Source organism: Dactylosporangium sp. NPDC051484 (genome assembly GCF_040689395.1).
Taxonomy (GTDB): domain Bacteria; phylum Actinomycetota; class Actinomycetes; order Mycobacteriales; family Micromonosporaceae; genus Dactylosporangium.
The window spans coordinates 232,352-256,353 of record NZ_JBFAZX010000007.1 but is presented as its reverse complement, the minus strand read 5'-3'; the positions used below and the strand labels follow the sequence as shown (position 1 = coordinate 256,353).

General features: G+C 71.3%; 25 protein-coding genes. 17 read left to right on the top strand and 8 right to left on the bottom strand.

Going from position 1 to position 24,002, the window contains the following annotated elements; all coding sequences use genetic code 11:
* The first annotated feature begins 180 nt into the window (after positions 1 to 180).
* Positions 181 to 1,590: a GH1 family beta-glucosidase gene (locus AB0367_RS16110; protein WP_366227065.1), complete on the top strand. Its 1,410-nt coding sequence runs from the start codon at positions 181 to 183 to the stop codon at positions 1,588 to 1,590.
* On the opposite strand, the gene AB0367_RS16105 is transcribed toward AB0367_RS16110, so the two are convergent.
* Complete coding sequence (locus AB0367_RS16105; protein WP_366227064.1) at positions 1,500 to 1,766, bottom strand: hypothetical protein; 267 nt, start codon at positions 1,764 to 1,766, stop codon at positions 1,500 to 1,502. The genes AB0367_RS16110 and AB0367_RS16105 overlap by 91 nt on opposite strands.
* 123 nt (positions 1,767 to 1,889) lie before the next feature.
* Between AB0367_RS16105 and AB0367_RS16100 the strand changes: the two genes are divergently transcribed.
* From AB0367_RS16100 to AB0367_RS16090, 3 genes are all read left to right on the top strand, one after another.
* Entirely contained in the window at positions 1,890 to 2,108 is a 219-nt protein-coding gene (locus AB0367_RS16100; protein WP_366227063.1) for a hypothetical protein, read from the top strand.
* Positions 2,109 to 2,224: 116 nt separating this feature from the next.
* Complete coding sequence (locus AB0367_RS16095) at positions 2,225 to 2,446, top strand: hypothetical protein (protein WP_366227062.1); 222 nt, start codon at positions 2,225 to 2,227, stop codon at positions 2,444 to 2,446.
* Between the two features lie 40 nt (positions 2,447 to 2,486).
* Complete coding sequence (locus tag AB0367_RS16090; protein ID WP_366227061.1) at positions 2,487 to 2,609, top strand: zinc-binding dehydrogenase; 123 nt, start codon at positions 2,487 to 2,489, stop codon at positions 2,607 to 2,609.
* Here the strand turns inward: AB0367_RS16090 and AB0367_RS16085 are convergent.
* The gene (locus AB0367_RS16085) at positions 2,599 to 3,039 is read right to left on the bottom strand and encodes a DUF309 domain-containing protein (protein ID WP_366227060.1); all 441 of its coding nucleotides are present in this window, start codon (positions 3,037 to 3,039) and stop codon (positions 2,599 to 2,601) included. The two genes, AB0367_RS16090 and AB0367_RS16085, sit on opposite strands and share 11 nt — an antisense overlap.
* A gap of 66 nt (positions 3,040 to 3,105) precedes the next feature.
* Between AB0367_RS16085 and AB0367_RS16080 the strand changes: the two genes are divergently transcribed.
* Positions 3,106 to 3,381, top strand: coding sequence for a hypothetical protein (locus AB0367_RS16080; RefSeq protein WP_366227059.1), 276 nt, complete (start codon positions 3,106 to 3,108; stop codon positions 3,379 to 3,381).
* A 67-nt stretch (positions 3,382 to 3,448) separates the two neighbouring features.
* On the opposite strand, the gene AB0367_RS16075 is transcribed toward AB0367_RS16080, so the two are convergent.
* Positions 3,449 to 4,243: a maleylpyruvate isomerase family mycothiol-dependent enzyme gene (locus AB0367_RS16075; protein ID WP_366227058.1), complete on the bottom strand. Its 795-nt coding sequence runs from the start codon at positions 4,241 to 4,243 to the stop codon at positions 3,449 to 3,451.
* A gap of 187 nt (positions 4,244 to 4,430) precedes the next feature.
* On the opposite strand from AB0367_RS16075, the gene AB0367_RS16070 reads away from it, so the two are divergent.
* Positions 4,431 to 5,207 (top strand): phosphatase PAP2 family protein, encoded by a 777-nt coding sequence (locus AB0367_RS16070; protein ID WP_366227057.1) that lies wholly within the window; start codon positions 4,431 to 4,433, stop codon positions 5,205 to 5,207.
* Positions 5,208 to 5,255: 48 nt separating this feature from the next.
* Entirely contained in the window at positions 5,256 to 6,059 is an 804-nt protein-coding gene (locus tag AB0367_RS16065; RefSeq protein ID WP_366227056.1) for a DUF2127 domain-containing protein, read from the top strand.
* Between the two features lie 114 nt (positions 6,060 to 6,173).
* On the opposite strand, the gene AB0367_RS16060 is transcribed toward AB0367_RS16065, so the two are convergent.
* Positions 6,174 to 6,833: a GntR family transcriptional regulator gene (locus tag AB0367_RS16060; protein ID WP_366227055.1), complete on the bottom strand. Its 660-nt coding sequence runs from the start codon at positions 6,831 to 6,833 to the stop codon at positions 6,174 to 6,176.
* Between the two features lie 292 nt (positions 6,834 to 7,125).
* Positions 7,126 to 7,593, bottom strand: coding sequence for a GNAT family N-acetyltransferase (locus tag AB0367_RS16055; RefSeq protein ID WP_366227054.1), 468 nt, complete (start codon positions 7,591 to 7,593; stop codon positions 7,126 to 7,128).
* A 216-nt stretch (positions 7,594 to 7,809) separates the two neighbouring features.
* On the opposite strand from AB0367_RS16055, the gene AB0367_RS16050 reads away from it, so the two are divergent.
* The 9 genes from AB0367_RS16050 (at position 7,810) to AB0367_RS16010 (ending at position 19,927) form a co-directional block, all read left to right on the top strand.
* Positions 7,810 to 8,661 carry an alkaline phosphatase family protein gene (locus AB0367_RS16050; protein WP_366227053.1) on the top strand — a complete coding sequence of 284 codons (852 nt, stop codon included), beginning with the start codon at positions 7,810 to 7,812 and terminating at the stop codon, positions 8,659 to 8,661.
* Positions 8,662 to 8,759: 98 nt separating this feature from the next.
* Positions 8,760 to 10,295, top strand: a complete 1,536-nt coding sequence (locus AB0367_RS16045) for an MFS transporter (RefSeq protein WP_366227052.1) — start codon at positions 8,760 to 8,762, stop codon at positions 10,293 to 10,295.
* A complete protein-coding gene (locus AB0367_RS16040; protein ID WP_366227051.1) occupies positions 10,288 to 11,274 on the top strand; it encodes a hypothetical protein in 987 nt (328 codons plus the stop codon). The genes AB0367_RS16045 and AB0367_RS16040 overlap by 8 nt, the downstream gene beginning before the upstream one ends.
* A gap of 190 nt (positions 11,275 to 11,464) precedes the next feature.
* Positions 11,465 to 12,586, top strand: coding sequence for a magnesium and cobalt transport protein CorA (locus AB0367_RS16035; RefSeq protein WP_366227049.1), 1,122 nt, complete (start codon positions 11,465 to 11,467; stop codon positions 12,584 to 12,586).
* A gap of 84 nt (positions 12,587 to 12,670) precedes the next feature.
* Entirely contained in the window at positions 12,671 to 13,225 is a 555-nt protein-coding gene (locus AB0367_RS16030; protein ID WP_366227048.1) for a hypothetical protein, read from the top strand.
* Between the two features lie 166 nt (positions 13,226 to 13,391).
* Positions 13,392 to 13,985, top strand: coding sequence for a hypothetical protein (locus tag AB0367_RS16025; RefSeq protein WP_366227047.1), 594 nt, complete (start codon positions 13,392 to 13,394; stop codon positions 13,983 to 13,985).
* 281 nt (positions 13,986 to 14,266) lie between these two features.
* Positions 14,267 to 16,324 (top strand): DNA topoisomerase IV subunit B, encoded by a 2,058-nt coding sequence (locus tag AB0367_RS16020; protein WP_366227046.1) that lies wholly within the window; start codon positions 14,267 to 14,269, stop codon positions 16,322 to 16,324.
* Positions 16,325 to 16,364: 40 nt separating this feature from the next.
* Complete coding sequence (locus AB0367_RS16015; protein WP_366227045.1) at positions 16,365 to 18,851, top strand: DNA topoisomerase IV subunit A; 2,487 nt, start codon at positions 16,365 to 16,367, stop codon at positions 18,849 to 18,851.
* Positions 18,852 to 19,042: 191 nt separating this feature from the next.
* Entirely contained in the window at positions 19,043 to 19,927 is an 885-nt protein-coding gene (locus AB0367_RS16010) for a methyltransferase domain-containing protein (RefSeq protein WP_366227044.1), read from the top strand.
* Positions 19,928 to 20,164: 237 nt separating this feature from the next.
* Here AB0367_RS16010 and AB0367_RS16005 read toward each other — a convergent pair whose 3' ends face one another.
* Genes AB0367_RS16005 through AB0367_RS15995 form a run of 3 tightly spaced genes read right to left on the bottom strand, consistent with a single transcriptional unit; the run spans position 20,165 to position 22,922 of the window.
* Positions 20,165 to 21,688 carry an FtsX-like permease family protein gene (locus tag AB0367_RS16005; protein WP_366227043.1) on the bottom strand — a complete coding sequence of 508 codons (1,524 nt, stop codon included), beginning with the start codon at positions 21,686 to 21,688 and terminating at the stop codon, positions 20,165 to 20,167.
* Entirely contained in the window at positions 21,685 to 22,383 is a 699-nt protein-coding gene (locus AB0367_RS16000) for an ABC transporter ATP-binding protein (RefSeq protein WP_366227042.1), read from the bottom strand. Before AB0367_RS16000 ends, AB0367_RS16005 begins: the two co-directional genes overlap by 4 nt.
* A complete protein-coding gene (locus AB0367_RS15995) occupies positions 22,380 to 22,922 on the bottom strand; it encodes a PadR family transcriptional regulator (RefSeq protein ID WP_366227041.1) in 543 nt (180 codons plus the stop codon). Before AB0367_RS15995 ends, AB0367_RS16000 begins: the two co-directional genes overlap by 4 nt.
* Positions 22,923 to 23,061: 139 nt before the next feature.
* On the opposite strand from AB0367_RS15995, the gene AB0367_RS15990 reads away from it, so the two are divergent.
* Positions 23,062 to 23,988 carry a sulfite exporter TauE/SafE family protein gene (locus tag AB0367_RS15990; protein WP_366227040.1) on the top strand — a complete coding sequence of 309 codons (927 nt, stop codon included), beginning with the start codon at positions 23,062 to 23,064 and terminating at the stop codon, positions 23,986 to 23,988.
* Positions 23,989 to 24,002 lie beyond the last annotated feature (14 nt).

Sequence of the window (24,002 nt, the reverse complement as noted above, 5' to 3'; positions counted from 1 at the left end):
CACCCCACGGCCCCCTGCCCGTTTCGCGGGCGCTGCCTACTTCCGCTTCGCGCCCCTGCGCCCCTGCGTCCCCGCGCACCTTGACACCTCGGCACTGCACGCCGCAGTCTGATCACGCCAACTTGGAGAGCGCTCTCCAAGACTTTCTCAGGGTGACGACTTCGACACGGGGTGATACGTGTGAGCACGACGGCGGTCCAGGCCACGCAGGGCCGGCTGACCTTCCCCTCGAACTTCTGGTGGGGCGCCGCCACGGCCGCCTACCAGATCGAGGGCTCGGTGGACGCCGACGGCCGCACCCCGTCGATCTGGGACACCTTCGCCGCGCAGCCGGGCCGGATCGACAACGGCGACACGGGCGCCACGTCGACCGGGCACTACCTGCGCTACCGCGAAGACGTGCGGCTCATGGCGGAGCTCGGCCTGTCGGCGTACCGGTTCTCGGTCGCGTGGCCGCGGATCCGCCCGGCCGGCGGTGCCGGCGTGAACGAGGCCGGCCTGGACTTCTACGACCGGCTCGTCGACGAGCTGCTCGCCGCGGGGGTGCGCCCGGTCGCCACCCTGTACCACTGGGACCTCCCCCAGGAGCTCGAGGACGCCGGCGGCTGGACCAGCCGCGAGACCGCGCTGCGCTTCGGCGACTACGCCGCGGCCGTCGCCGCCCGCCTCGGCGACCGGGTCGCGCTGTGGAACACGCTCAACGAGCCGTGGTGCTCGGCATTCCTCGGGTACGGCACCGGCGGGCACGCCCCCGGCCGGCGCGGCCACGTCGGCGCGCTCACCGCGACCCACCATCTGCTGCTCGCGCACGGTCTCGGCGTCGCCGCGCTACGCGCCGCGGGCGTCGCCGGGCAGGTTTCGGTGGCGCTCAACGCCGGCGCTGTGCGCCCGCTGACCCCCGACCCGGCCGACACCGACGCCGCGCGCCGCATCGACGGCCTGCTCAACCGCATCTTCTTCGACCCGATCCTGCGCGGCGCATATCCGGCCGACACCATCGAGGACACCCGCGACCTGACCGACTGGCACTTCGTGCGCCCCGCCGACCTGGCCGTGATCGCCGCGCCGATCGACGCCGTGTGCGTGAACTACTACCAGCCCGACCTGGTCAGCGCCGCGCCGCAGGGCCGGCTCGACCACGCCACGCCGTATCCCACCGCCCAGGCCGTGCAGTTCCACCCCACGCCCGGCCCGGTGACCCACATGGGCTGGTCGGTGGACCCGACCGGCCTGCGCGACCTGCTGCTGCGCATCCGCGACGACTACGGCGACCTGCCGATCTACGTCACCGAGAACGGCGCCGCGTACGACGACAGGGTCGGACCCGACGGTGGCGTCGACGACCCGGAGCGCATCGGCTACCTGCGCGCCCACCTGGCCGCGGTGCACGAGGCCAGCACCGCCGGCGTCGACCTGCGCGGCTACTTCGTGTGGTCGCTGCTGGACAACTTCGAGTGGGCGTTCGGCTTCAGCCGCCGCTTCGGCCTGATCCACGTCGACTACGCGACGCTGGAGCGCACGGTGAAGGCGAGCGGCCGCTGGTACAGCGACGCCATCGCCCGCAACGCCATCGACGCGCCCCTGACCTGAGCCGCCGGGTCAGCGCACTTGCCCGCCGAGCGCTCCACCGCGCCCGGCGCCACCTCGACCCGGATCGTCACCCCGATCGAGCCCTTCGCGGCGTGCTCCAGGGCCGCGGCCGCCTCGTCGCGGGAGGCGGTCTCGATCGGTTCCAGGGTGCCCGGGGCGAGGGTGACATCGCGCACACGAACATCCTGCACCCGCAGCTCAGCCGGTGCGTGCCCGCCATCACGGCGCATCGGCCAGAGATGATCTTTCTGAATCGATACAGTAGGACCGGAAGCCCAACGAAGAAGGAGTTCACGAACATGGAGACCGCAACCCGCCGCATGCGCGCCGCCGTCGCCCAGCGCGTCGAGGCCCGCCGCGCACGCCGCCGGCTGGCCGGCGAGATCGCCGCCTACCGGACCCCGGCCGAGCGCCTGGAGCTGGACCTGATCCTGGGCCGGCACACCGAGGAGGAGATCGCCGAGATCGACGCGATCCTGCGGGCGCAGCCTCACGCCCGGGCGCTCGAGCTGACCTAACGCGGGTCCGCCGCGCCGATGGGGCGCTTCCCCATCGGCGGCGGTTTCCGGCCAGCCGAGTAAAGAATTCTCGACACCATCTCGCCGGGTTCGGCCTGCGCCGCCCGAAGCTGCCGGTGCCCGGCCTCGACGTCGCCGGCGTGGTGGCCGCGATCGGCCCGGGCGTGACGGGGCTGAGCCCCGGCGACGAGGTCTTCGGCGCGTGCGACAGCGCGTTCGCGCAGTTCGCCGCCTCGGACGAGCGGCGGCTGGCCCGCAAGACGGCCCGCGTCTCGTTCGAGCAGGCCGCGACCGTCGCCTCGTCCGTCCGGGGTCGCGGCGCTGCGGGGCCTGCGTGACGCGGGGCGGCTGCGCGCCGGGCAGCGGGTGCTGCGGACGATGATGGACGACGGCCGCGTGTCCCCGGCGATCGAGCGCACCTTCCCGCTCGATCAGGCGAACGAGGCGATCGCCTGCCTGCGTTCCGGGCGCGTGCGGGGCAAGCTCGCGCTCACGATCTGAGCCGCGGCGGCCCCTCCCGGCGCTGCGCCACGAACGCGACCAGCCCGGCCACGTCGATGCCGTGCGGCGGGTCGTCCCGATACGCCTCGATGCGCAGCGCGGCCCGGCCCAGCAGCCGGGCGGCGCCCGCCGCGTTGCCGCGCCTGGCGTGCGTCAGGCCGACGGCGAGCTGCGCCAGGCCCCGCCACAGCTCCCGCTCGGCGTCGGGCGCGGCCTTCCAGGCGGCCTCGAGCACCTCGTGCGCGTGGAACGGCCGGCCCTCGTCGAGGAGCCGCTGGGCCCGTTCGAGGGCCTCGTCCGGGGTCACCGACAGGTCGTCGGGCATCGTCGGCACGCCGGCGGCGCCGCGGGGCAGCGGCCGCCCGAGCTCGTCACGCGGGCGCGCGTTGCGGGCCCTTCCGGCCGCGTCCCGGTCCCTGTCACGATCCACCCTCCGACCGTACTGCACGTGAATCCAAGACGGTGGAGAAGCTCGATGTCGGGCATGATGGACGGCGTGACGCAATGGGAATATGCGCGACTGGAATACCGTGCGGCCGGCACGCTGGGCACGGACAAGTTCGAGGACTGGGACGCCGTGTTCCACCACCCCGGCGGCGTGCAGCGCTGGGGCACGGACGAACGGTTCAACGACCTGCGCCACCTCAACCGCGCGGGCGCGGAGGGCTGGCAGGCGTATGACCGCGCCGCGATGCTCATCGGCCAGCCACACCGGCTGCACGCCGTCACCTATTCGCTGCGCCGGCCGTTGGAGCGCCCAGCGGTGCGCTGACGGCCGGCGCGACAATGGACGAGTGCGGGCCGGCCACTGACCCGGCCGGCCCGCGGTATCCGAGCGGTCAGTAGCCGGGGAAGACCGCGCGCAGGTCGTCCAGCGTGATCGGCCCCGAGATCCGCACGTCCGCCGGGGTGTACTCCGGCTTGAGGCGCCCGGCGGCCAGCCGCAGCCAGGCCTCCAGGGTCAGCGACAGCTCGCCGTCCGGCGCCGCCGGCGCCACGGCGGTGAGCGCCACCGGGTCGGCCAGGTGCAGCCCGAGGGTCTCGCCGGTGTCGGTGAGCCGCACGAGCAGGTCCGCGGTGCGCCCGTCGAGGTTGGCGGGCTTGGCGATCCAGCCGAACAGGCCCTCGACCCGCTCGCTGATGAGCGTGGCCGCCTCCGGCGCGAGCGCCGCCGACGGGTCGAACGCGACCCGGACGTCCCAGTCGTGATACGCGAACTCGGTCAGCCGCAGCAGCGCCGAGGTCGCCACGTCGACCGGCTCCGGCATCCAGCCGACATCGATGCGGTGCGAGGCACGCTGCTGCGCTGTGAACGCCTCGTACGCCTCCACGAGGCGCCGGTTGGCCTCGGGGAACGCCTCCTGCCGCTCCTGCGGTGTCATGCCGTCCCAGCGGGCCCAGACGCCCTTGTTGAACTCGAACTCCGGGGCGGATCCGCCCTCCAGGGACGCCCGGACGACCTCCAGGTTGATCTCGGCGCCGCTGCCCAGGTGGCTGATCACCTGCGACACGTCCCACTCGCTGGCCGCCGACGGGCCGGTCAGCTGGTCCGCGGTCAGGCCGGCGACCAGCGCGGACAGGTTGTCGTGGCCCTTGCGCAGGGCGGCGATCGCGAGATCGGCCCGAGTGCTCATGAAACTCCCCCTAAAAATTTGAAGCATAAACAAACCCGTGACGCACGACACGCAATGGGTGCCCAATCAGCAATATTGCCGGTACGGCAATATCGGGTAACTTCGCCTGATGAACGCGGGGGCAGGGATAGATGAACGGAAGCGCACCACACGGTTACGACCCCGCGCCTGGACTGAACTACTGCTGGTGCTCGGCCTGTTCCTGGCGTACAAGGTCGGGCGGCTCGTCGTCGACGGCCGCGTGAGCGCCGCCTTCGCCGACGCCGACCTGATCTGGGACATCGAGCGGGCGCTGCGCCTGCCCCACGAGGCATCCGTCCAGCACGTGCTGCTCAGCGCCGAGGCCCTCGTGCGGGCCGCGAACGTCTTCTACGCCGTCGTGCACTTCCCCGCCTCGATCGCGTTCCTGGTCTTCATGTACTGGTTCCGGCCCGAGCACTACATTCGGTTCCGGCGGATCCTGGCCTGGCTCACCGGGATCGGGCTGGTGATCCACTTCGCGTTCCCGCTCGCGCCGCCGCGGATGCTCGACAGCCTCGACCTGATCGACACCGCCGCCGTCTACGGCCCCTCGGTCTACGGCCCGCCGCAGACCGACACGCTGAGCAACCAGTACGCGGCCATGCCGTCGCTGCACGTCGGCTGGGCGCTCGTCATCGCGGCCGGGCTCATCCACGCGACCCGCAGCCGATGGCGCTGGCTGTGGCTGGCCCATCCGGTCGTCACCATGCTCGTCGTCGCCGGCACCGCCAACCACTACTGGCTCGACGGGGTGGTCGCCGCCGTCCTGGTGGGCGTGCTGCTCATGGCCACCAGCCGGCAGGAGCACCCGTCCCCGTCGGTGCCGGTGCAGGTGCGCCGCGCCGGCACCGGCACGGACGGGCCGCGGGAGGCGGTCACCAACCCTGCGTTGAACCCGGCATTCAACCCGGCTGAGGCCGGCGTGGAAGTGGCGAAGCCGTAAAGCCGACGTGACGACGCATCGATGGCATCGATGCGGTATCAAGGTCGCGTGGATTGGAACCTACGCACCTGCGCGCGCCGCGGGCACGTGACCTACGCACCCACCGAGGACATGTTCCGCGAGAAGCTTCACACCACCACCCCGGTCGGTCCCGCGTGGCGCTGCCTGCGGTGCGGGGACTTCGTCATCGGCGAGCCGCACCGAACCGGCCCCGCCGAACGGGCGCCGATCGTGCTGCGCGGCCGCGCCCTGCGCGACGCGCTGATCCTGCGGCTGCTGTCCGTCGAGCGGTTCATCAAGGGCCTGCTCTGCCTCGCCGCCGCCTACGGCGTGTTCCGCTTCCGCAGCCACCGCGACGGCGTCGAGCGGGCCTTCAACGAGGACCTGCCGCTGCTCAGGCCGTTCATGGACAAGATCGGCTGGAAGTTCGAGGACTCCGCGATGGTGCACACCATCCGGACCGTCATCGAGGCGGAGTCCAAGACCCTGCTCTGGGTCGCCGCCGGCCTGGCGCTCTACGGCACTCTGCAGGTCGTCGAGGGCATCGGCCTGTGGCTGCTCAAGCGCTGGGGCGAGTACTTCGCCGTCGTCGCCACCTCGCTCGGCCTGCCGATCGAGATCTACGAGCTCACGGAGAAGATCACCGCCACCCGGATCGGCGCACTCGTGATCAACATCGCGGCGGTGCTGTACATCCTGCTCTCCAAGCGGCTCTTCGGCCTGCGCGGCGGGCACGCCGCGTACGAGGCCGAGCGCCACGAGACGAGCTTCCTGGAGGTGGAGATCGCCGCCAGCGAGCCGACCCTGCCCAGGGGGCTGCGCAACCCGAAGGTGCCGGCCGGCATCCGGTGACGAAACCGACATGAAATGCCACTGGCGGCAGAGGTGACGGCGTCGTATAGTTGAGGGCGAGACCGGCATCTTCCCCCGTGGATGCCGGTCTTCTTATTGCCGGCGCCGACGTGTTCAGGCGCCGACGTTCGTGCGGATCGCGCGGATCGCGTTCAGGTTGTGCTCGCGCGCGCACGCCTCCAGCGCCGCAGTGCCGCCCTCACCCCGCTCCAGCCGGTCCAGCAGCGCGTCGTGCTCCTCCACGGCCGTCGACAGGTGCAGCACCGGGTAGAGCGACATGAGCACCCGGGACGCGTCCATGCGGTCCCAGAGCCCGTCCAGCGACTCGATCACGTAGCGGTTGCCGCAGCAGCGGTACAGCACCCGGTGGAACCGGCGGTGCAGCAGCATCACCGCCCCGTGGTCGATCTGCACCGTCGACATGGCCTCCCGCAGCGAGGCGTTGAGCGTGCGCGCCTCCGCCAAGGCCTCGGGCGGGACCCGCGGCGCGGCCGCCGCGAACGCGAAGCCGTCCAGCAGCGCCACCATCTCGACGAGCTGCTCCCACTCGTCGTCCTGCAGCGTCGCCACCCGGGCGCCGACGTTGCGCTCGAAGCGGACCAGGTTCTCCGCCTCCAGCCGGCGGATGGCCTCGCGCACCGGCACGGGGCTGATGGCCAGCTCGCGAGCGAGGGTGCTCAACACGAGCCGGCGCCCCGGCTCGTATCGCCCGTCAACGATGCGTGCACGGATCTCGCGGTACGCGCGCTCGTGTTTGGAGGGCTCAGGGTACACGTATACGTCCGCTCTCGGCAGGGGCCAGGCAAGCCCGAAATCATATTCGATTCGTAGGACATGCGCTCGACGACTCGTCCGGCGGTGCGGCAGATGCTAACGGGGGCGGCCACACCACCAGTGACGGATCGGTTCACGCTTGATGAATCGCGCCGAGTCGGATGGTAGGCCCGGCTCCCGCGCCGCCATCTCCCGCATCTGCACTGCCACCTTCCACATCTCCACCTCGCGGATCCCGCCGGTCACGGCCATCGGAAATCGTCGAGGTGCGTGCGCTCGATCCGACCGCGGGCTATGCGCCGTCGGCGAGGTGGGCAAGGAGCGCGGCGCGGCTGGGGTGGCGGTCGATCTCCATGAAGAGCCGCGGGCCGGCGAGGGGCTCGAAGCCGCTGCGGCGATACACCTCGTGGGCATCGCGAGTGGCCAGCATCAGGCGCAGGACACCGGCGGCGGTGAAGTCCTCGACCATGGCGTCGACGAGCCAGCCGCCCAGACCTCGGCCCCGGTGTGCGCGGTCGACATACACGTCACTGATCCACGTGAAGGTGGCACCGTCGGTGACCGCACGGGCGAACGCGACCTGGTCGGGGCCGGAACGGATCGTGTACGGCACCGAGCCGTCGATCGATCTCGCCACGACCTCGTAGTCCCGCCCGGCCGCCCAGTACGACTCCTCGGACAGCCACCGGTGCACGACGGCCTTGTCGACCCGGGCCGGATCGGTGGTCAGCAGATACCCGTCACGTACGCGTTCGCCCACACGCGACAGCCTATCCACCGGGCCCCGGCCCGTCGCGGTCCAAAGTCCGATCAGCGGATCGGCGCGTGCGCCGCGGCCTCGCCGAAACCATGACGTATTGATGTACACCGAATTGTTCATCGGCCGCATACATCCCCGTCAGTCCGTACTCATGATCGTGTATCCGCCGCTGCCCACGATGCTGGCGTCATCCCTGCCCACGAAGGGGGAACGTTCATGTCGATCCGCCGGGTGGCGCTCGCGCTCGCGAGCACCGCCCTCGTCGCCACCGGCGTGACCGCCGCGGCGTCGCAGGCGCAGGCCGCGACCAGCGTGCCGCGCTTCGACCACATCGTTCTCGTGATGTTCGAGAACCACGCCTACTCCCAGATCAACAGCTCCAGCAGCGCCCCGTACTTCAACTCCCTGGCCGCCCAGGGCGCGAAGTTCACCAAGTCGTACGCGATCACGCACCCGAGCCAGCCGAACTACATCGCGCTGTTCTCGGGCTCCACCCAGGGCGTGACCAACGACGACTGCCCGAAGAACTTCACCGGCGTCAACCTGCAGTCGCAGCTGGCCGGCGCCGGCCTGACGTTCACGGGCTACTCGGAGGCGATGCCGTCCGACGGGTACACGGGCTGCTCGAGCGGCACCTACCGGCGCAAGCACAACAGCTGGGTCGACTTCAGCAGCGTGCCCGCGGCGGCGAACCTGACGTACGCGAGCTTCCCGTCGTCGTCGAACTACGCCAGCCTGCCGACGGTCGCGTTCGTCACGCCGGACATGTGCAACGACATGCACGACTGCTCGGTCTCCACCGGCGACACCTGGCTGAAGAACAACCTCGACGCCTACGCCCAGTGGGCCAAGACGCACAACAGCCTGCTCATCGTGACCTTCGACGAGGACAACCGCCTCGCGCTGAACCAGATCTTCACGATCTTCGTCGGCGCGAACGTCAAGGCCGGCTCGTACTCGGAGAAGATCAACCACTACAACGTGCTGCGCACCATCGAGGGCGCGTACGGCCTGCCCGGCATCAACGGCGCGGCCAGCCTGTCCCCCATCACGGACGTCTGGTCCTGACCAACCCGTGGGCGCCCTCCGCGCGGGGCGCCCACCCCCTCGTTTCGCTCCGCCGACCCGTGTGAGGCCCGATGTATCTGTCCACAGTGGACAAACCGGTGACGGCGACCCCGCCGGCGCGGGCGAAGGCCCGCGTCGCCGCGACGGTGCTCGCGCTCGGCACGGTCAGCCTGATCACCGACGTCTCGGCCGAGATGGTCAGCGCCGTCCTGCCGCTGTACCTCATGCTGGGCCTGCACCTCGGCCCGCTGGGCTACGGCGTCGTCGACGGTCTGTACACGGGCGCGACGGCGCTGCTGCGCCTGGTCGGCGGCTTCGTCGCCGACCGCATCCGCCGCCGCAAGGCCGTGGCCGCCGCCGGCTACGGCATCTCCGCCCTGGCCAAGCTCGGACTCCTGGCCGCCGGCTCGTCCGTGCCCCTGCTCAGCGCCGTCATCGTCGCCGACCGCGCCGGCAAGGGCCTGCGCACCGCCCCGCGCGACGCGCTCATCACGCTGTCCACCCCGCCGGACCACCTGGGCCGCGCGTTCGGCGTGCACCGGGCGATGGACAGCGTCGGCGCGTTCGCGGGCCCGCTCGTGGCGGTCGCGGTCCTGGGCGCGTCGGCCCAGTCCTTCGACGCGGTCTTCGTCGCGAGCTTCTGCATCGCCGCCCTGGGCGTGTTCGTCCTGGCCACGTTCGTCCCCGACCACCGCGGCCCGGCGTGGCCGACCGAACCCGCCCGTCCCCCCGCTTCCTCCGCGCCCCTCATTCCCTCCACGCCTCCCGCTTCCTCCACGGCCGATCGGACCACGAGCGCCACCGCGCACGGCCCCACGACGACCGCCACGACCACGGTCGCCGCAGTCGCGGTCACCGCCGACACACACGCCGCGAACGCGCACGCCGCCGACACGGGCTACGCGCCCACGACCGCCGAGAACACGCCTGCAGAGGACGTGCCAGCAGAGGACGTGCCGGCAACGGCCGGGGAAGCGGGGAGCGCGAACGGGCCGCTCGGGCGCCGCGCGACGCCCGTATCGTTCCGGGCCACGTTCGCACTGCTGCGGCGCGGCGAGTTTCGGCTGGTCGTGCTCGCCGCGGCCGTCATGGGGCTGGCCACGATCGGGGACGGCTTCGTGTATCTCGTGCTGCAGCGCCAGCACGACGTCGCCGCGGGGTGGTTTCCGCTGCTCGCCGTCGGCACGAGCCTGGTCTATCTCCTCCTGGCCGTGCCACTTGGAAACCTCGCTGACCGCATCGGGCGGCCCCGCGTCTACCTCGCCGGGTTCGCGGCGCTCGTCGCCGTGTATCTCGTCCTCGCCGCCGGGCCGGGCGGGACGCCGGCGCTCGTGGTCACGGTGGCGCTCTACGGGGCGTTCTACGCGGCGACCGACGGCGTGCTGATGGCCGTCGCCGGGCCGCTGCTGCCCGAGGCGCTGCGCACGACCGGCATCGCGCTGGTGCAGAGCGGGCAGTCCCTGGCATATCTGGCCTCCTCAGTCCTCTTCGGCGTGGCGTGGCAGCTGTGGGGGCCGGGCCCGGCCCTGTTCGCCGCCGCCGCAGCGGCCCTCGCCGCACTCGCGCTCGTGGCCTCCATTCTGCTCAGGGGGTACGACAGAAAACCGCTCAAGGAGTACGACCGAAATGCGTAGGATCTTGTTGACGTCGATCGTCGCGGTGGTGCTCGCCGGCGGGGCCGGCTTCTACATCCGCGCCGCCGCGCATCGCGACGACGCCGCGGCGGCCGCGAACGAAGAGGTCGACATCGCGCCCGGGCCGAAGCTGCTCGTGCGCAGCACCGCCGACGGGGCGAAGGGGCACCTCGCCGTTGTCAGCGCCGCAGACCCGGGCGGGCCGCGCAAGACCTCGAACGTGACGTGCGAGCGCGTGTACGCCGCCGCCGGCACCGCGATCTGCCTGCGGCCGGACGGGCCGCTCGCGACGTACCAGATCGTCGTGCTCGGGCGGCACCTCGAGGAGCGCGCCAGCTACCCAATCGTCGGCGTGCCGAACCGGGCGCGCGTCTCGGCCGACGGGCGGCTGGTCACGTGGACCGCGTTCGTCACCGGCGACTCGTACAACGGCGGGCAGTTCTCCACGCGCGTCGGCGTGCTCGACACGAACACGGACGACGTGCTGGCCGACACCCTCGAGTCGTACGCGCTCACCCGCGACGGCCGGCCCTACCAGGCCGCCGACGTCAACTACTGGGGCGTCACCTTCGCGCCCGGCGACCGCACGTTCTACGCCACCATGTCGAGCGCCGGCCACCGGTACCTCGTGCAGGGCGACTTCGCCGCCCGCACCGTGCGGACCCTGGCCGAGAACGTCGAGTGCCCCTCGGTGTCGCCTGACGGCACCCGGATCGCGTTCAAGCAGGCGGTCGGCGGCGACCCGGCCAGGGGCTGGCGGCCGGCCGTGCTCGACCTCGCCACGCTGCGTCCCACGGTGCTGGCCGAGACACGCTCGGTCGACGACCAGATCGCGTGGCTGGACGAGCACACCGTCATGTACGCGCTGCACCGCGACCATGCCGGGGAACACGCCGACGTGTGGTCGCTGCCGGCCGACGGCGGTGGCGCCGCCACGCTGCTGGTGCCGGACGCGGAGTCGCCCGCGTACCTGCGCTGAGCCATCGAAGGACCTTGAACCCTCACCCGCTCCTCGACGACGGGCCGGACCGGCTCCCTCGCCGGCGAAATGTGGCACAGGACACACCTCCTCTGCCGGGTGCCGTGCTGGGCGAATCGGGCCGCCGGATGCGGCCTGGCGGCTACCCGGCACGGCCCGGACACGCGCGGCGCCGGTACCGTGACGGCTCATGAACAACCCCGAGGTGAGCGCCGGCGCGAAGCTCGGCCGGCGGGTCGGGCGGCTGATCGGCCGCGTGCTGCAGCGCATGCAGCCGCCGCAGCACCTACCGCACCTGCTCCCGCGCCCCGAGGACGAGGCGGCGGTGATGGACTGCGCGCTGTACGTGCGCGGCAGCCGCCAACCGGGCCACCAGTCGTTCGCGGACGCCTACGCCGCGGCCCGCCGCCGGCGCAACGGGTTCGTGTGGCTCGGGTTGTTCGAGCCGACCTCGGCGCAGTTCACCGCGATCGCCGAGCTCGTGGGCGTGGACGAGGCGACCGCCGGCGAGACCCTGGCGGTGGACCGGCGCCCGGCGATCGAGCGGCGCGGGGACGTGACGGCGCTCACGCTGCGCACCGCGCGGTACGTCGAGCACGCCGAGCTGACCGAGACCTCCGAGGTCGTCGACACCGGCGCGGTGACGCTGCTCATCGGCCAGCACTTCGTCGTGTCGGTGCGCCACGGCGGGGCCGGCGCCCTGGCCGACGTGCGCGCGCACCTGCAGCAGCGCCCCGCCCTGCTCGGGCTCGGGCCGTGGGCGGTCGGCTACGCGGTGATCGAGCGGATGGTCGAGGTGTACCACGACGTGGCCACGCACGTGGAGCAGGACGTGGAGAAACTCGAGGAGACCGCGTTCCTGCGCAACGGCGGCTGCGACGTGCAGCAGATCTACCAGCTCAAGCGCGAGCTGCTGGAGTTCAAGCGGGCGGTGCTGCCGCTGCAGCAGCCGCTGCGGCGCATGACCGATCCCTCGTTCGACGTGCCGCCGGGCCTGCGGCAGTACTTCCAGGACGTGCACGGCCGGCTCAACCAGGTGGTGGAGCGCGTCGGGTCGTACAACGAGCTGCTCGACTCGATCCTGCAGGCGCGGCTGGCCCAGGTCGGGCTGGACCAGAACAACGACATGCGCAAGATCGCCGCGTGGGCCGCCATCGTCGCCGTGCCGACCGCGATCGCCGGGATCTACGGCATGAACTTCGATCACATGCCCGAGCTGCACTGGCGATACGGCTACGGCCTGGTGGTCACACTCATGGCGAGCGCGATGGTGACCCTGCACCGGCTGTTGCGCAAGTCCGGCTGGCTGTAGGCGCTGCATCCACCGGATTCGAAACGGGCGCGCGGGATGGCGGCCGGTCGTACTACGGTGTATGCGACTCGGGGGAGGCTCAGCATGCGGGTGTCCACACAGGTCCGGCTGGTCCACTGGTCCGTCGCGGCGGCGACGGTGCTGCTCGCGGCCGACGCGGCGCTGTCCGCGGCGGCGCTGGTGCACCTCGGCCGCCAGCACTTGCGGATGATCTCCGTGGCGCAGCTCGACCAGGTGCATTCCGACCTGGTCAGCAGCCTCGTGGTGACGGCGGTGTCGGTCGTGGTGCTCGCGGCGATCGCCGTGCTCATGCGCCGCCCGTCCAACAAGGTCCGGGTCGCGGTGTGGGTTGCCGCACCGCTCATCGCGCTGACGACGCTGTGCTTCCTGGTCGGCGGGCCCGAGTGGGCGGTGGCGCCGACCGGTGAGGAGCCGGCGCCGCTGCGGGCGGAGTATGAGCTGGCGGTCCCGTTCTGGTACACGTGGCCGCACGGCGTCGCCGGGCTGGCCGCCGTCGCCCTGCTGATCTTCGTCGCGGTGTTCCTGCTCCGCGCCGACCTGCGCGAGTACTACATGGACGGGGGCTACGACGCCTCCCGGCGATACAAGTCCTGGGTCGAACGCACCGGCGGCCCGTGACGCGGGTCACGGCACGACGTAAGGTGTCGCGGTGAGCGATGCCTCGCCCCCGTCCGGTCCCGCGCAGGGACCGCGGCCGCCGGCCTGGAACCGGCCGCCCCAGCCGCCCGCTCCCCCCGTCCCGCCACTGGCGCCGCCGCGGTCGGTGCCCGCCGGCGGATACGGCATGCCCCCCGGGCCGCAGGCACCGATCGCCGGGCGCATCCCCGAGAACCTGCCGTTCGTCGCCCGGCCCAGCGCGCTCAAACGCGCCCTGATCATGGTTCCGATCGCCGTGGCCGCCCTGCTGGTCGTGGGCTGTCCGGCGGCGCTGGTGCTCACCGCCGCCGGGCCGAACCACACCAGCGGCGACCTCGTCGCGCTCGTCGCGCTGATGTCCTGCCTGGTGGTCGTGTTCGGCAGCACCATCGGCGTGCAGATCTTCCTGATCTCCTCGGGCGGCCCGCTGCTGGCCGCCGGTCCCGCCGGGTTGTGGATCAGGACCCGGCCGACCCGCGGGCAGGCGATCTGGCTGCCGTGGGAGGGCATCGAGCACATCCGGCGCCGGCGCTGGGGGCTGGACAAGATGGTCGTGGTGAAGCCGCGCGACCCCCGCGTCGAGGGCGGTCTCGGCGCGTTCACCACCCTGGACTCGGCGATGCTGAAGCTGTTCTACGGCTCGGGCTTCACCGCGACGCTGAGCTTCGCCGACCGCTCCGAGGACGAGATCCTGGCGGCGCTGCGGGAACTCAGCGCGGGCCGGACGCCGTTCACCATCTGAACCGGGAGCCGGGGTCGTTCCAGGCCGGCCTGCGTGGCGGTCGGCCGGTTCCGGATGCGGGCGAAGTAGTATGCGAGGTCGTTGTACACGTGTTCGATGCCACGGTGCACCTCGGCGAGGCGACGCGCGGACCCCGTTCGCGCCGGGCGGGACTGTGGGCGCGGTCACGGCGTTCGGGGACTCGCGGCCCGAAACCGGGCGAGGGCGACGCGAAAATGTCAGACCCTCCGGTTACGCTCGCGGGCAGCACAGGGAACAGGACCAATGGGAGACGAGCCGAGTTGACCGCACAACCCGAGACCCTCTACGGGGCTGACGACCTCACGCTCCTCGAAGGGCTGGACGCTGTCCGCAAGCGCCCGGGCATGTACATCGGCTCGACCGACAGCCGGGGCGTCGCCCACCTGTTCAACGAGATCGTGGACAACTCGACCGACGAGGGCATCGCCGGGCACGCCACCCAGGTCGAAGTGACGCTGCACGCCGACGGCTCGGTCCAGGTCGACGACGACGGGCGCGGCATCCCGGTCGACGTGCACGCGAAGTCCGGCATGTCCGGCGTCGAGCTGGTGCTGACCCGGCTGCACGCGGGCGGGAAGTTCGGCGGCTCGGGGTACAAGACCTCGGGCGGCCTGCACGGCGTCGGCGCCTCCGCGGTCAACGCCCTGTCCACCCGCTACGACGTGACCGTGCGCCGCGAAGGCAAGGTCCACCACATGGCGTTCCAGCACGGCGTGCCGGGCGAGTTCGACGGGGCGGGTGCCTCGGCGAGGTTCACCCGCCGCGGCGGGCTGAGCGTGCAGGGCCGGATGAAGCGCGGCGCGTCGACGGGCACCTCGACCCGCTACTGGCACGACCCCCGGTATTTCGAGGCCGGGGCGGCGCTGGACACCGAGGCGGTGCGGGCGAAGCTGCGCAACACCGCGTTCCTGGTGCCGGGCGTGACCTACGTGCTCAAGGACGCGACCCAGGGCTCGATCACGACCGAGACCTTCCACTACCCCAACGGCCTGTCCGACATGGTGGAGTTCCTGGCCCCCAGCGGCGACAAGCCGGTGTGCGGCACGCTGCTGATCAACGGCGAGGGGCGCTACAAGGAGAACGCCGCCGATGAGCACGGCGTGATGAAGGCCAACGTCGAGCGGCGCGCCGAGGTCGAGATCGCGTTGCGCTGGGGCACCGGCTACGACCGGGTCGTCGAGTCGTTCAGCAACACCATCCGCAACATGCACGGCGGCACCCACCGGCGCGGCTTCGAGCGCGGCGCGCTGCGGGCGCTGACCGAGGCGATCCGCAACACCCGCGGCCTGCTGCGCCCCAAGGAGGACCTGCCGACCCTCGACGACGTGCTCGAGGGCATGACCGCGGTCATCCACGTGCGCATCCCGGAGCCGCAGTTCACCTCGCAGACCAAGGACGAGCTGTCCACCGCCCCGGTGACGCGGGTCGTGCAGCAGGTTGTCGAGCAGCACATCAAGGCCTGGGTCGAGGCGCGCAAGACCAAGGTCGAGGCGCGCACCGTGCTGCAGAAGATCGTCGACGCGGCGCGGGTGCGGCTCACGCAGAAGCAGCAGAAGGACGCGGCCCGGCGCAAGACGGCCCTGGAGGGCGCGTCGATGCCGGCGAAGCTCGTCGACTGCCGCTCCACCGGCGTGCACCGCAGCGAGCTGTTCATCGTCGAGGGCGACAGCGCGCTGGGCACCGCCCGGATGGCGCGCTCCTCGGAGTATCAGGCGCTGCTGCCGATCCGCGGCAAGATCCTCAACGTGCAGAAGGCCAACATCCAGCAGGTCCTCGACAACGCGGAGTGCTCGGCGATCGTGCAGGTGCTCGGGGCCGGCTCCGGGCGCACGTTCGACCTCGACTCGATGCGCTACGGCCGGATTCTGCTCATGGCCGACGCCGACGTCGACGGCTCGCACATCCGCACGCTGCTGATCACGCTGTTCGCCAAGTACATGCGGCCGGCGATCGCCGACGGCCGGCTCTACGCCGCCGTCCCGCCGCTGCACAAGATCGTCACGAAGGGGCGCAACCCGGAGACGATCTACACGTACACGCAGCAGGAGATGATCGGCACCGTGGCCCGGCTGGAGAAGGCCGGCAACCAGGTCGTGACCCCGATCCCGCGGTTCAAGGGTCTGGGCGAGATGGACGCCGAGGAGCTGTGGGAGACCACGATGAACCCGGCGACCCGGGCGGTGCGGCGCATCACGATGGACGACGTCGAGGCCGCTGAGGATGTCCTCGAGCTGCTCATGGGCGAGCGGGTCGAGCCCCGGCGCAACTGGCTGATCGACTCCGCGGCGCGGGTCGACCAAGAGACCATCGACGCCTGAGACAACACGCCTGAGATAACTGGAAGGCCGACACTTCACCATGGCACGCAAGAGCACCAAGCCTGTCAAGGCCGATCTCTCCGCGTTCGATCAGGCGGGCGCACGGGTGCTGAACAACCCGCTCACCACCGAGGTCGAGGACTCGTATCTGGAGTACGCGTACTCGGTCATCCACTCCCGGGCGCTGCCCGACGCGCGCGACGGGCTCAAGCCCGTGCACCGGCGGATCCTCTTCTCGATGAGCGAGCAGGGGCATCGCCCCGATCGCGGGCACGTGAAGTCCTCGCGCGTCGTCGGTGACGTCATGGGTAAGTACCACCCGCACGGCGACAGCGCGATCTACGACGCCATGGTCCGCATGGCGCAGGACTTCTCGCTCAACGTCCCGCTCATCGACGGGCACGGCAACTTCGGCTCGCCGGACGACGGGCCGGCGGCCTCGCGGTACACCGAGGCCCGGATGTCCCGCGAGGCGATGCTGCTCGTCGGCGAGCTCGACGAGGGCACCGTCGACTTCCGGCCCAACTACGACGGCTCGCTGGAGGAGCCGGCGGTCCTGCCCGCCGCGTTCCCCAACCTGCTCGTCAACGGCTCGTCCGGGATCGCGGTCGGCATGGCCACCAACATGATCCCGCACAACCTCGCCGAGATCGTCGCCGCGACCCGCTGGCTGATCAACCACCCGACCGCCACGCTGGACAAGCTCATGGAGTTCGTCCCCGGGCCCGACCTGCCCACCGGCGGGCTGCTGCTCGGCCTCGACGAGGTGCGCAAGGCCTACGAGACCGGTCGCGGCGTGGTGCGCATGCGCGGCCGGGTGGAGGTCGGGCTGCTGGAGGGCAGCCGGGGGCGGCAGGCGATCACGGTGACCGAACTGCCGTACGGTGTCGGCACCGAGAAGGTCATCGAGAAGATCACCGACGAGGTCAACAAGACCAAACGGCTGCAGGGCATCGCCGACGTCAAGGACCTCACCGACCGGGAGAACGGCACCCGCCTGGTCATCGAATGCAAGGTCGGCGTCAACCCGCAGGCCCTGCTCGCCGACCTCTACCGGCTCACCCCGCTGGAGCAGTCCTTCGGCGTCAACAACCTGGTGCTGGTCGACGGGCAGCCGCGGACGCTGGGGCTCAAGGCGCTGCTCGAGGTCTTCCTCCAGCATCGCTACGAGGTGGTCACGCGGCGCACCGAGTTTCGCCGCAAGAAGCGCCAGGACCGGCTGCACCTCGTCGACGGCCTGCTCATCGCGCTGCTCGACATCGATCGGGTGATCGCGCTCATCCGCGACAGCGACAACGCGGCCGCGGCCAAGGCGGGCCTGATGAGCGAGTTCGGCCTCACCGACACCCAGGCCACCTACATCCTCGACACCCCGCTACGCCGGCTCACCCGCTACGACCGCATCGAGCTCGAGGCCGAGCAGCAGCGGCTCAACGAGGAGATCGCCGCGCTGAGCCAGATCCTCGACGACGAGAAGGTGCTCAAGAAGGTCGTCTCCGACGAGCTGGCCGCCGTGGTCAAGGAGCACGGCCAGCCCCGGCGCACCACGCTCATCGACGGCGACCTCAAGGAGGTGCTGGCCGCGTCGGTGCCGGCGGGCCCGCTGGAGGTCAGCGACGACCCGTGCCAGGTGCTGCTGTCCGCGACCGGGCTCGTGGCGCGCACCGCGGCCGAGTCCGAGGAGGCGCCGGAGGGCAGCCGCAAGGCCGGCCGCGACAAGCACGACGCGGTCCGCGCCGTCGCGCACACCACGGCCCGCGGCCAGGTGGTGCTCGTCACCAGCCGCGGCCGCGCGTTCAAGGTCGACGTCCTGCCCCTGCCGGTCCTGCCCGAGCAGCCCGGCACGGTGTCGCTGCGCGGGGGCATGTCCACCGCCGAGCTGGTCCCGCTGGAGTCCGGTGAGACCGTCGTCGGCCTGGCGCCGCTCGCCGAGCGCGACTCCGGCTCCCCCGGCCTGGCCCTGGGCACCCGCGCCGGCATGGTGAAGATCTGCGCTCCCGAGTGGCCGGTCCGCGCCGACGAGTTCGAGGTCATCGGCCTGCGCGAGGGCGACGAGGTCATCGGTGCCACATGGCTCGCCGACGGCAACGAGACCCTGGCGTTCATGAGCTCCGACGCCTCGCTGCTGCGCTTCCCGGCGTCGCTGGTGCGCCCGCAGGGCCTGAAGGGCGGCGGCATGGCCGGCATCAGCCTGGCGGCCGACACCCAGGCGATCTTCTTCGGCGCCGTGACGACCCAGGACCCGCAGCACGGCGAGCCCATGGTCGTCACCGCGACGATTGGCAACGCGAAGGTCACGCCGCTGCGGCTCTACCCAGCCAAGGGCCGCGCCACGGGCGGCGTGCGCGCCCAGCGCTTCCTGAAGGGCGAGTCCCACCTGGTCCTGGCCTGGATCGGCCCCCGCCCGGTGGCCGTCAACACGAAGGGCGACCCACGCGACCTGCCCTCCGTCGACGAACGCCGCGACGGCTCCGGTGCCCAGCTGCGCGCCCCGGACCTGGTCGGCCACCAGGTCGAGCGCGGCTGATCCCCACCCCGCCGCACCTGAGCGCACGTCACCCGGCCGCGCCGTGGCTACCAAGCCCGGCACGGCCGGGTGGCGTGCGCGCATGCCGACGATCGGTCGTTGTAGCCTCGTGGCCGCTGCCCACGGCCGGCGGATTGCATCGCGCGAGAAAGGCCGAGTACCGACAGCCGAGATCTGTCAGGATGTCCGGCATGTCTGATCGCGCGTTGCGTTTTGGAGCGGTGGCGGAGGCGTACGAACGGTTCCGGCCCGGGTATCCCGCGCGACTTTTCGACCTGGTGATGGCGTACGCGGGTCGGCCGGTTCGTACCGCGCTGGAGATCGGCGCCGGGACAGGAAAAGCGACTCGTGTGTTCGCCCGGGCGGGAATCACCGTTACCGCGACCGACCCCGACCAGGCCATGCTCGCCGAGTTACGCAACCGCGTCCCGGCGAACGTCGCGACGCGCCGAGCCGCGTTCGAGGACCTGCGACCGGGCGAACGCTACGGACTGGTCTATGCGGCAGCGGCATTGCACTGGACGAAACCGGAGGGCCGGTGGCCGCGCATGGCTTCGCTGCTGGAGCCGGGCGGGGTGTTCGCTTCGTTCGCTGGACCGATCCAGCTGGCCGACCCGGCCGTGGATGAGGCTGTTCGTGCTGCCCGAGCACCCTTTCTGGAAAGCGACGAGGTTCCGTCTCCCGACGGAACACCTCCGGGACATCGGATGCAGTGGCCGGGCACGGAGCTCCAACGGTCTGTTTGGTTCGCCGACGTCCAGCAGTCTGTCATCAAGCGGCGCGTGACGATGAGTGCCGCCGACTACGTAAGCCATCTCTCGACCATTTCGGCGTACCTGGAATTGCCGACCGCGCAGCAGAAGCAGGTATTCAGCCGCATCGAGCAGGTCCTGCCGGCAACGGTCGAGCTCGCCGCCGACATCATCGTGCATCTCGCCCGGCGACGCGACGACGTCGCTCACGGCGGGGCGGTGCTACAGATCGAAGGCGGTGATGAAGTCGTGGAACGCCCGCCGGACCGCGGTGGGCTGTTCGATCCACGAGAAGTGGGCGGCGGAGTCGATCCAGCGCCGTAGAACGTGGCTGCCACCGAAGGGTTGCCGCTCCCCTGCCGGCTGCCCGCAGGCGTATCCCCGATGGTGTCCAGGACTCCGTGCGCATGGCCGCTCCATCCACCCACCAGGGCACAGTCGGCGGACCGCCCGCGCCAGCGTCGCCCGTCGTCCGATCATCATCTGCTCGGCGGGCTTCGCCCGCGACGAGATTTTCCCGCGTGCCGCCGACAACCCTCGATCAACTGCGGGCCGCTGCCGTCAGTCAGCGCGCAGTTCGGACGGGTTGGTGCTGGAGCGCTGCAGGAGCACGCTCGCCGCGATCACCAGGAGAACGGCCAGCAGGGAGGCCGACGCGATCGCCCCGATCTCGCCCCACGGCACCGGGGTCTGGAAGGTGTGCGTGACGCTGCGGTACACCATGTAGGTCCCAGTCTCGTCCCCGATGCACTGGGTAGGCGTTCCGACGCAGATGTCTCCGCCCCAACCGGCGGTGGCGGTGGCGGTGAACGACCGCATCGCGAGCATCCCGGCCAGGCCCGCGATGGCGATGCCGGGTAAGGCAGGCAGGAGTACCCGCCAATACATGGCGCGGGCCAGGACGGCGCGCGGGGTGCCACCGGCCACCAGCGCGGCGATGGCGCGGCGGCGCGCGACGCCGGACTCGACGAGCGCGATCAGCAGGGTGAGGGCCGCGACGCCGATGATGCCGAGCAGTACCGCGTTGACGATGTCGTGGACGTCCGAGCGGAAGGCGGCGGTGCCGCTCAGATCCATCGATGGCGTGCCGAAAGCGACGGCGGCATCCCGCATCGCGGCGGCCCGCACCGCCACATCGGTGACCAGCCAGGAGTGCAGCATCATCCCGGCGGCGCCGAAGGCCGTGGTGACCAGGATGACGGTATAGCTGCGGCTGCAGTCGTAGGGATCGGCGAGGACCTGACGGGCGGCGATCAGCGCGCTGGGGCGCCTGGTCACGCGCAGCAGAAGGCGGGCACTGGTGTATCCGATCCAGGCGACCGTGAACATCAGCCCGAGCAGCACCAGGATCGTGCATGCCAGCAGCACAAAAATCAACAGGTTGTACGCCTGGTCGAGCTGCCTCTGCTGGAAGTACTCGCTGTGCATGGCTGCGCCCATCCCGGTCATGCCGGCCAGGCCGATCACCAACAGCAGCATGGGCCACGCGCGGACCCGTTGCTGGCGGCTCCGCCGCACGACGCCGAACGGTGTGATCGCCACCCGGCGCAGCAGCACGACGGTGAGGAGCGTCGCCAGCAGCGGCACACCGATCACGATGCCGATGACGGCCGGGCGGGATGGCAGCACGTCGGTCGGCAGGGGACGTCTCCCGCCCGGTCCCGGGTCGTCCAGCAGCACCCGCCCGGCGAAGTAGGCGGCCGCACCCAGCGCTGCCCCGATCGTCGCGGCCAGGCCGGTCTCCACCGCGGCGATCCACCCGATCTGAGCCGGCGAGGCGCCGGCCATCCGGAAGGCCGCCAGCCTGCGGTCGCGCGCGGGCGCGCCGATCCGGGCGCTTTGCGCGACCAGGAACATGACCGGGACGCTGAACAGCAGCATCGCCAGCACCACGTTGGGAAGGATGGTGCTGGCGGTGAACATCCTGCTCTGATAGCGGCCGGACTCGGGCTCGATCGTCATGACGGTGGCGCAGCACAGCAGCACCAGCACGGCGACGGCCGCGCCGGCCGCGGTGATCGGCACGCGGACCCGGTCGGCGCGGGTGCCGGCGAACGCGAATCTGAGGACGCCGGTGGGTCTCATCGGGCCTCACCGGAGATCGTGACCCGGCCGCCGGTCTCCACCCGGCCGTCACGCATGGTGATCTCGCGATCCGCGTAGGCGGCCACCTGCGCGCTGTGGGTCACCACCAGCACGGTGGTGCCGTGCTCGCGGGCCAGTCGCACGAGTTCGACCATCACCTGCTCGCCGGCGAGACTGTCCAAGGCCCCGGTGGGCTCGTCGGCGAAGAGCACCTCCGGCTCGGTGACCAGCGCGCGGGCCAGCGCCACCCGCTGTTGCTGTCCGCCTGACATCTCGCCGGGCCGCTTGCCGCCCAGGCCTCCGATGCCGAGCCGGTCGAGCAGCCGCTGGGCTCGCACGGCCGCGTCCCGGTACCGCATTCCGCCGAGTTGCAGCGGCAGCGTCACGTTCTCGATCGAGGTCAGTTCCGGGACGATCTGACCGAACTGGAACAGCACCCCGAACGCGGTCCGGCGCAGCCGCGAGCGGGCCCCCTCGCTCTGGGTGGTGAGGTCGCGCTGCTGGAAGTGCACGCTGCCCTGGTCGGGGCGCAGGATCCCGGAGAGGCAGTGCAGCAACGTCGACTTGCCGCAGCCGCTCGGACCGGTGACGGCCACGGTCTCGCCCCGGCCGATGGTCAGCGACACGTCCCGCAGTGCCGCGGTCTGCCCGTAGCACTTCTCGATGTTCTTCGCTTCGAGGATGGCGGCGCTCATGCGAGCACCTCCGAACGGAGCTGGCTGATTCGCTCCAGGGTGGTCGCCATCCACCGCAGGTCCGCGTCGAGGTGGTTGAGCAGGTAGTCCGCGGCGGCCAGTTCGGTCACCGAGGCACCGCCAGCAGTCTTGACCTTGGTCAGCTCACGCATCCGCTCCAGGTGGACGGTGCGCTGCGTGGCGAGGAACGACCGGGCGGTCTCCTCGTCCGGTGCGACGAGGAGCGCGACGATGACCTTGACGAACAGTTGCGCCGAGACGTGCGTCGCGGGCGGAACCGCCTGGCCGAGCCAGTTGTCCAGCTCGACGCGGCCCTCGGTGGTGAGCCGGTAGGCGACCCGGTCCGGCCCGCTGACCCGTTGATGCGCCGCCTCCGCGATGTATCCGTCGCGCAGCATCCGGGCCAAGGTCGTGTACATCTGCCCGAAAGCGAGGGGCTTGACCCCCAGCAGCCTGCGGTCGTGCTCGCGCTTGAGCTCGTACCCATGGCGGATCCCCTGCGAAGCGAGGATGCCGAGCAGGGCATGCGTCGTTGACATGTGGGCCACTATTCCCCGTAGGAATAGCTGCCGTCAAGCGACTCGGATGCGGCCGGCGCGGTGTGACGCTCGCCGGGATTCCCAGCATTGTCGACTTAATTGGTGGACAAAATTGACTCGAGTCGGCAAACTTCTCGGGATGGACCCACTGCTGGCCTTCGCCGGGCTCGGTGTCGGCATCATCGTCGGGCTGACCGGCATGGGGGGCGGCGCGCTCATGACGCCGATCCTCGTGCTGTTCTTCGGCGTGCCGCCCCTCGCGGCCGTCTCCAGCGACCTGGCGGCCAGCGCGGTGATGAAGCCTTTCGGCGGGTTCGTGCACGCGCGGCGCGGGACGGTCAACTGGGCGCTCGTGCGATGGCTGTGCCTGGGCAGCGTGCCCAGCGCGTTCGTCGGCGTGCTGCTGATGCGGGCGATCGGCGGGGGTGAGCAGGTCCAGGACGTGGTGCGCGTCGCGCTGGGCGTCGCCCTGTTGCTGGCCGTCGTGGGCCTGCTACTCAAGGCGTACCGCCGCAACGAGCCCGCCACCGGCGACCGCCCGGCGCCGATCCGGGTCCGGCCGGTCCCGACGGTGCTGCTGGGGGCGCTCGGCGGCCTCGTGGTCGGCATGACCTCGGTCGGGTCGGGGTCGCTGATCATCGTGATCCTGCTCGCGCTGTACCCGGCGCTGCGCCCCGGCGACCTGGTCGGCACCGACCTGGTGCAGGCGATCCCGCTGGTGTTCTCCGCCGCGCTCGGGCACGCGCTGTTCGGCGACCTCAAGCTCGACCTCGCCGCGGGGGTGCTCATCGGGTCGGTGCCGGGCGTGCTCATCGGGGCGCGGCTGTCGTCCCGGGCGCCGGCCGGGGTCGTGCGGGCAGCCCTGATCATCGTGCTCATCGCGAGCGCGTTGAAGCTGTTCGAGGTACCGACGGGAATTGTTCTTCTGATCGTCACCGCGGCGACGGCGGTCGCTGTCGCCGCCGGGGTGCGCCGGCGGGCGCGGACGGCGCGGCAGGATCTGGACACCGGCGACGAGCGGATCGCGAACGGGGCAGAATCAGCGAGTGGAGTGGTACCACGCTGACTCGCTAGGAGTTT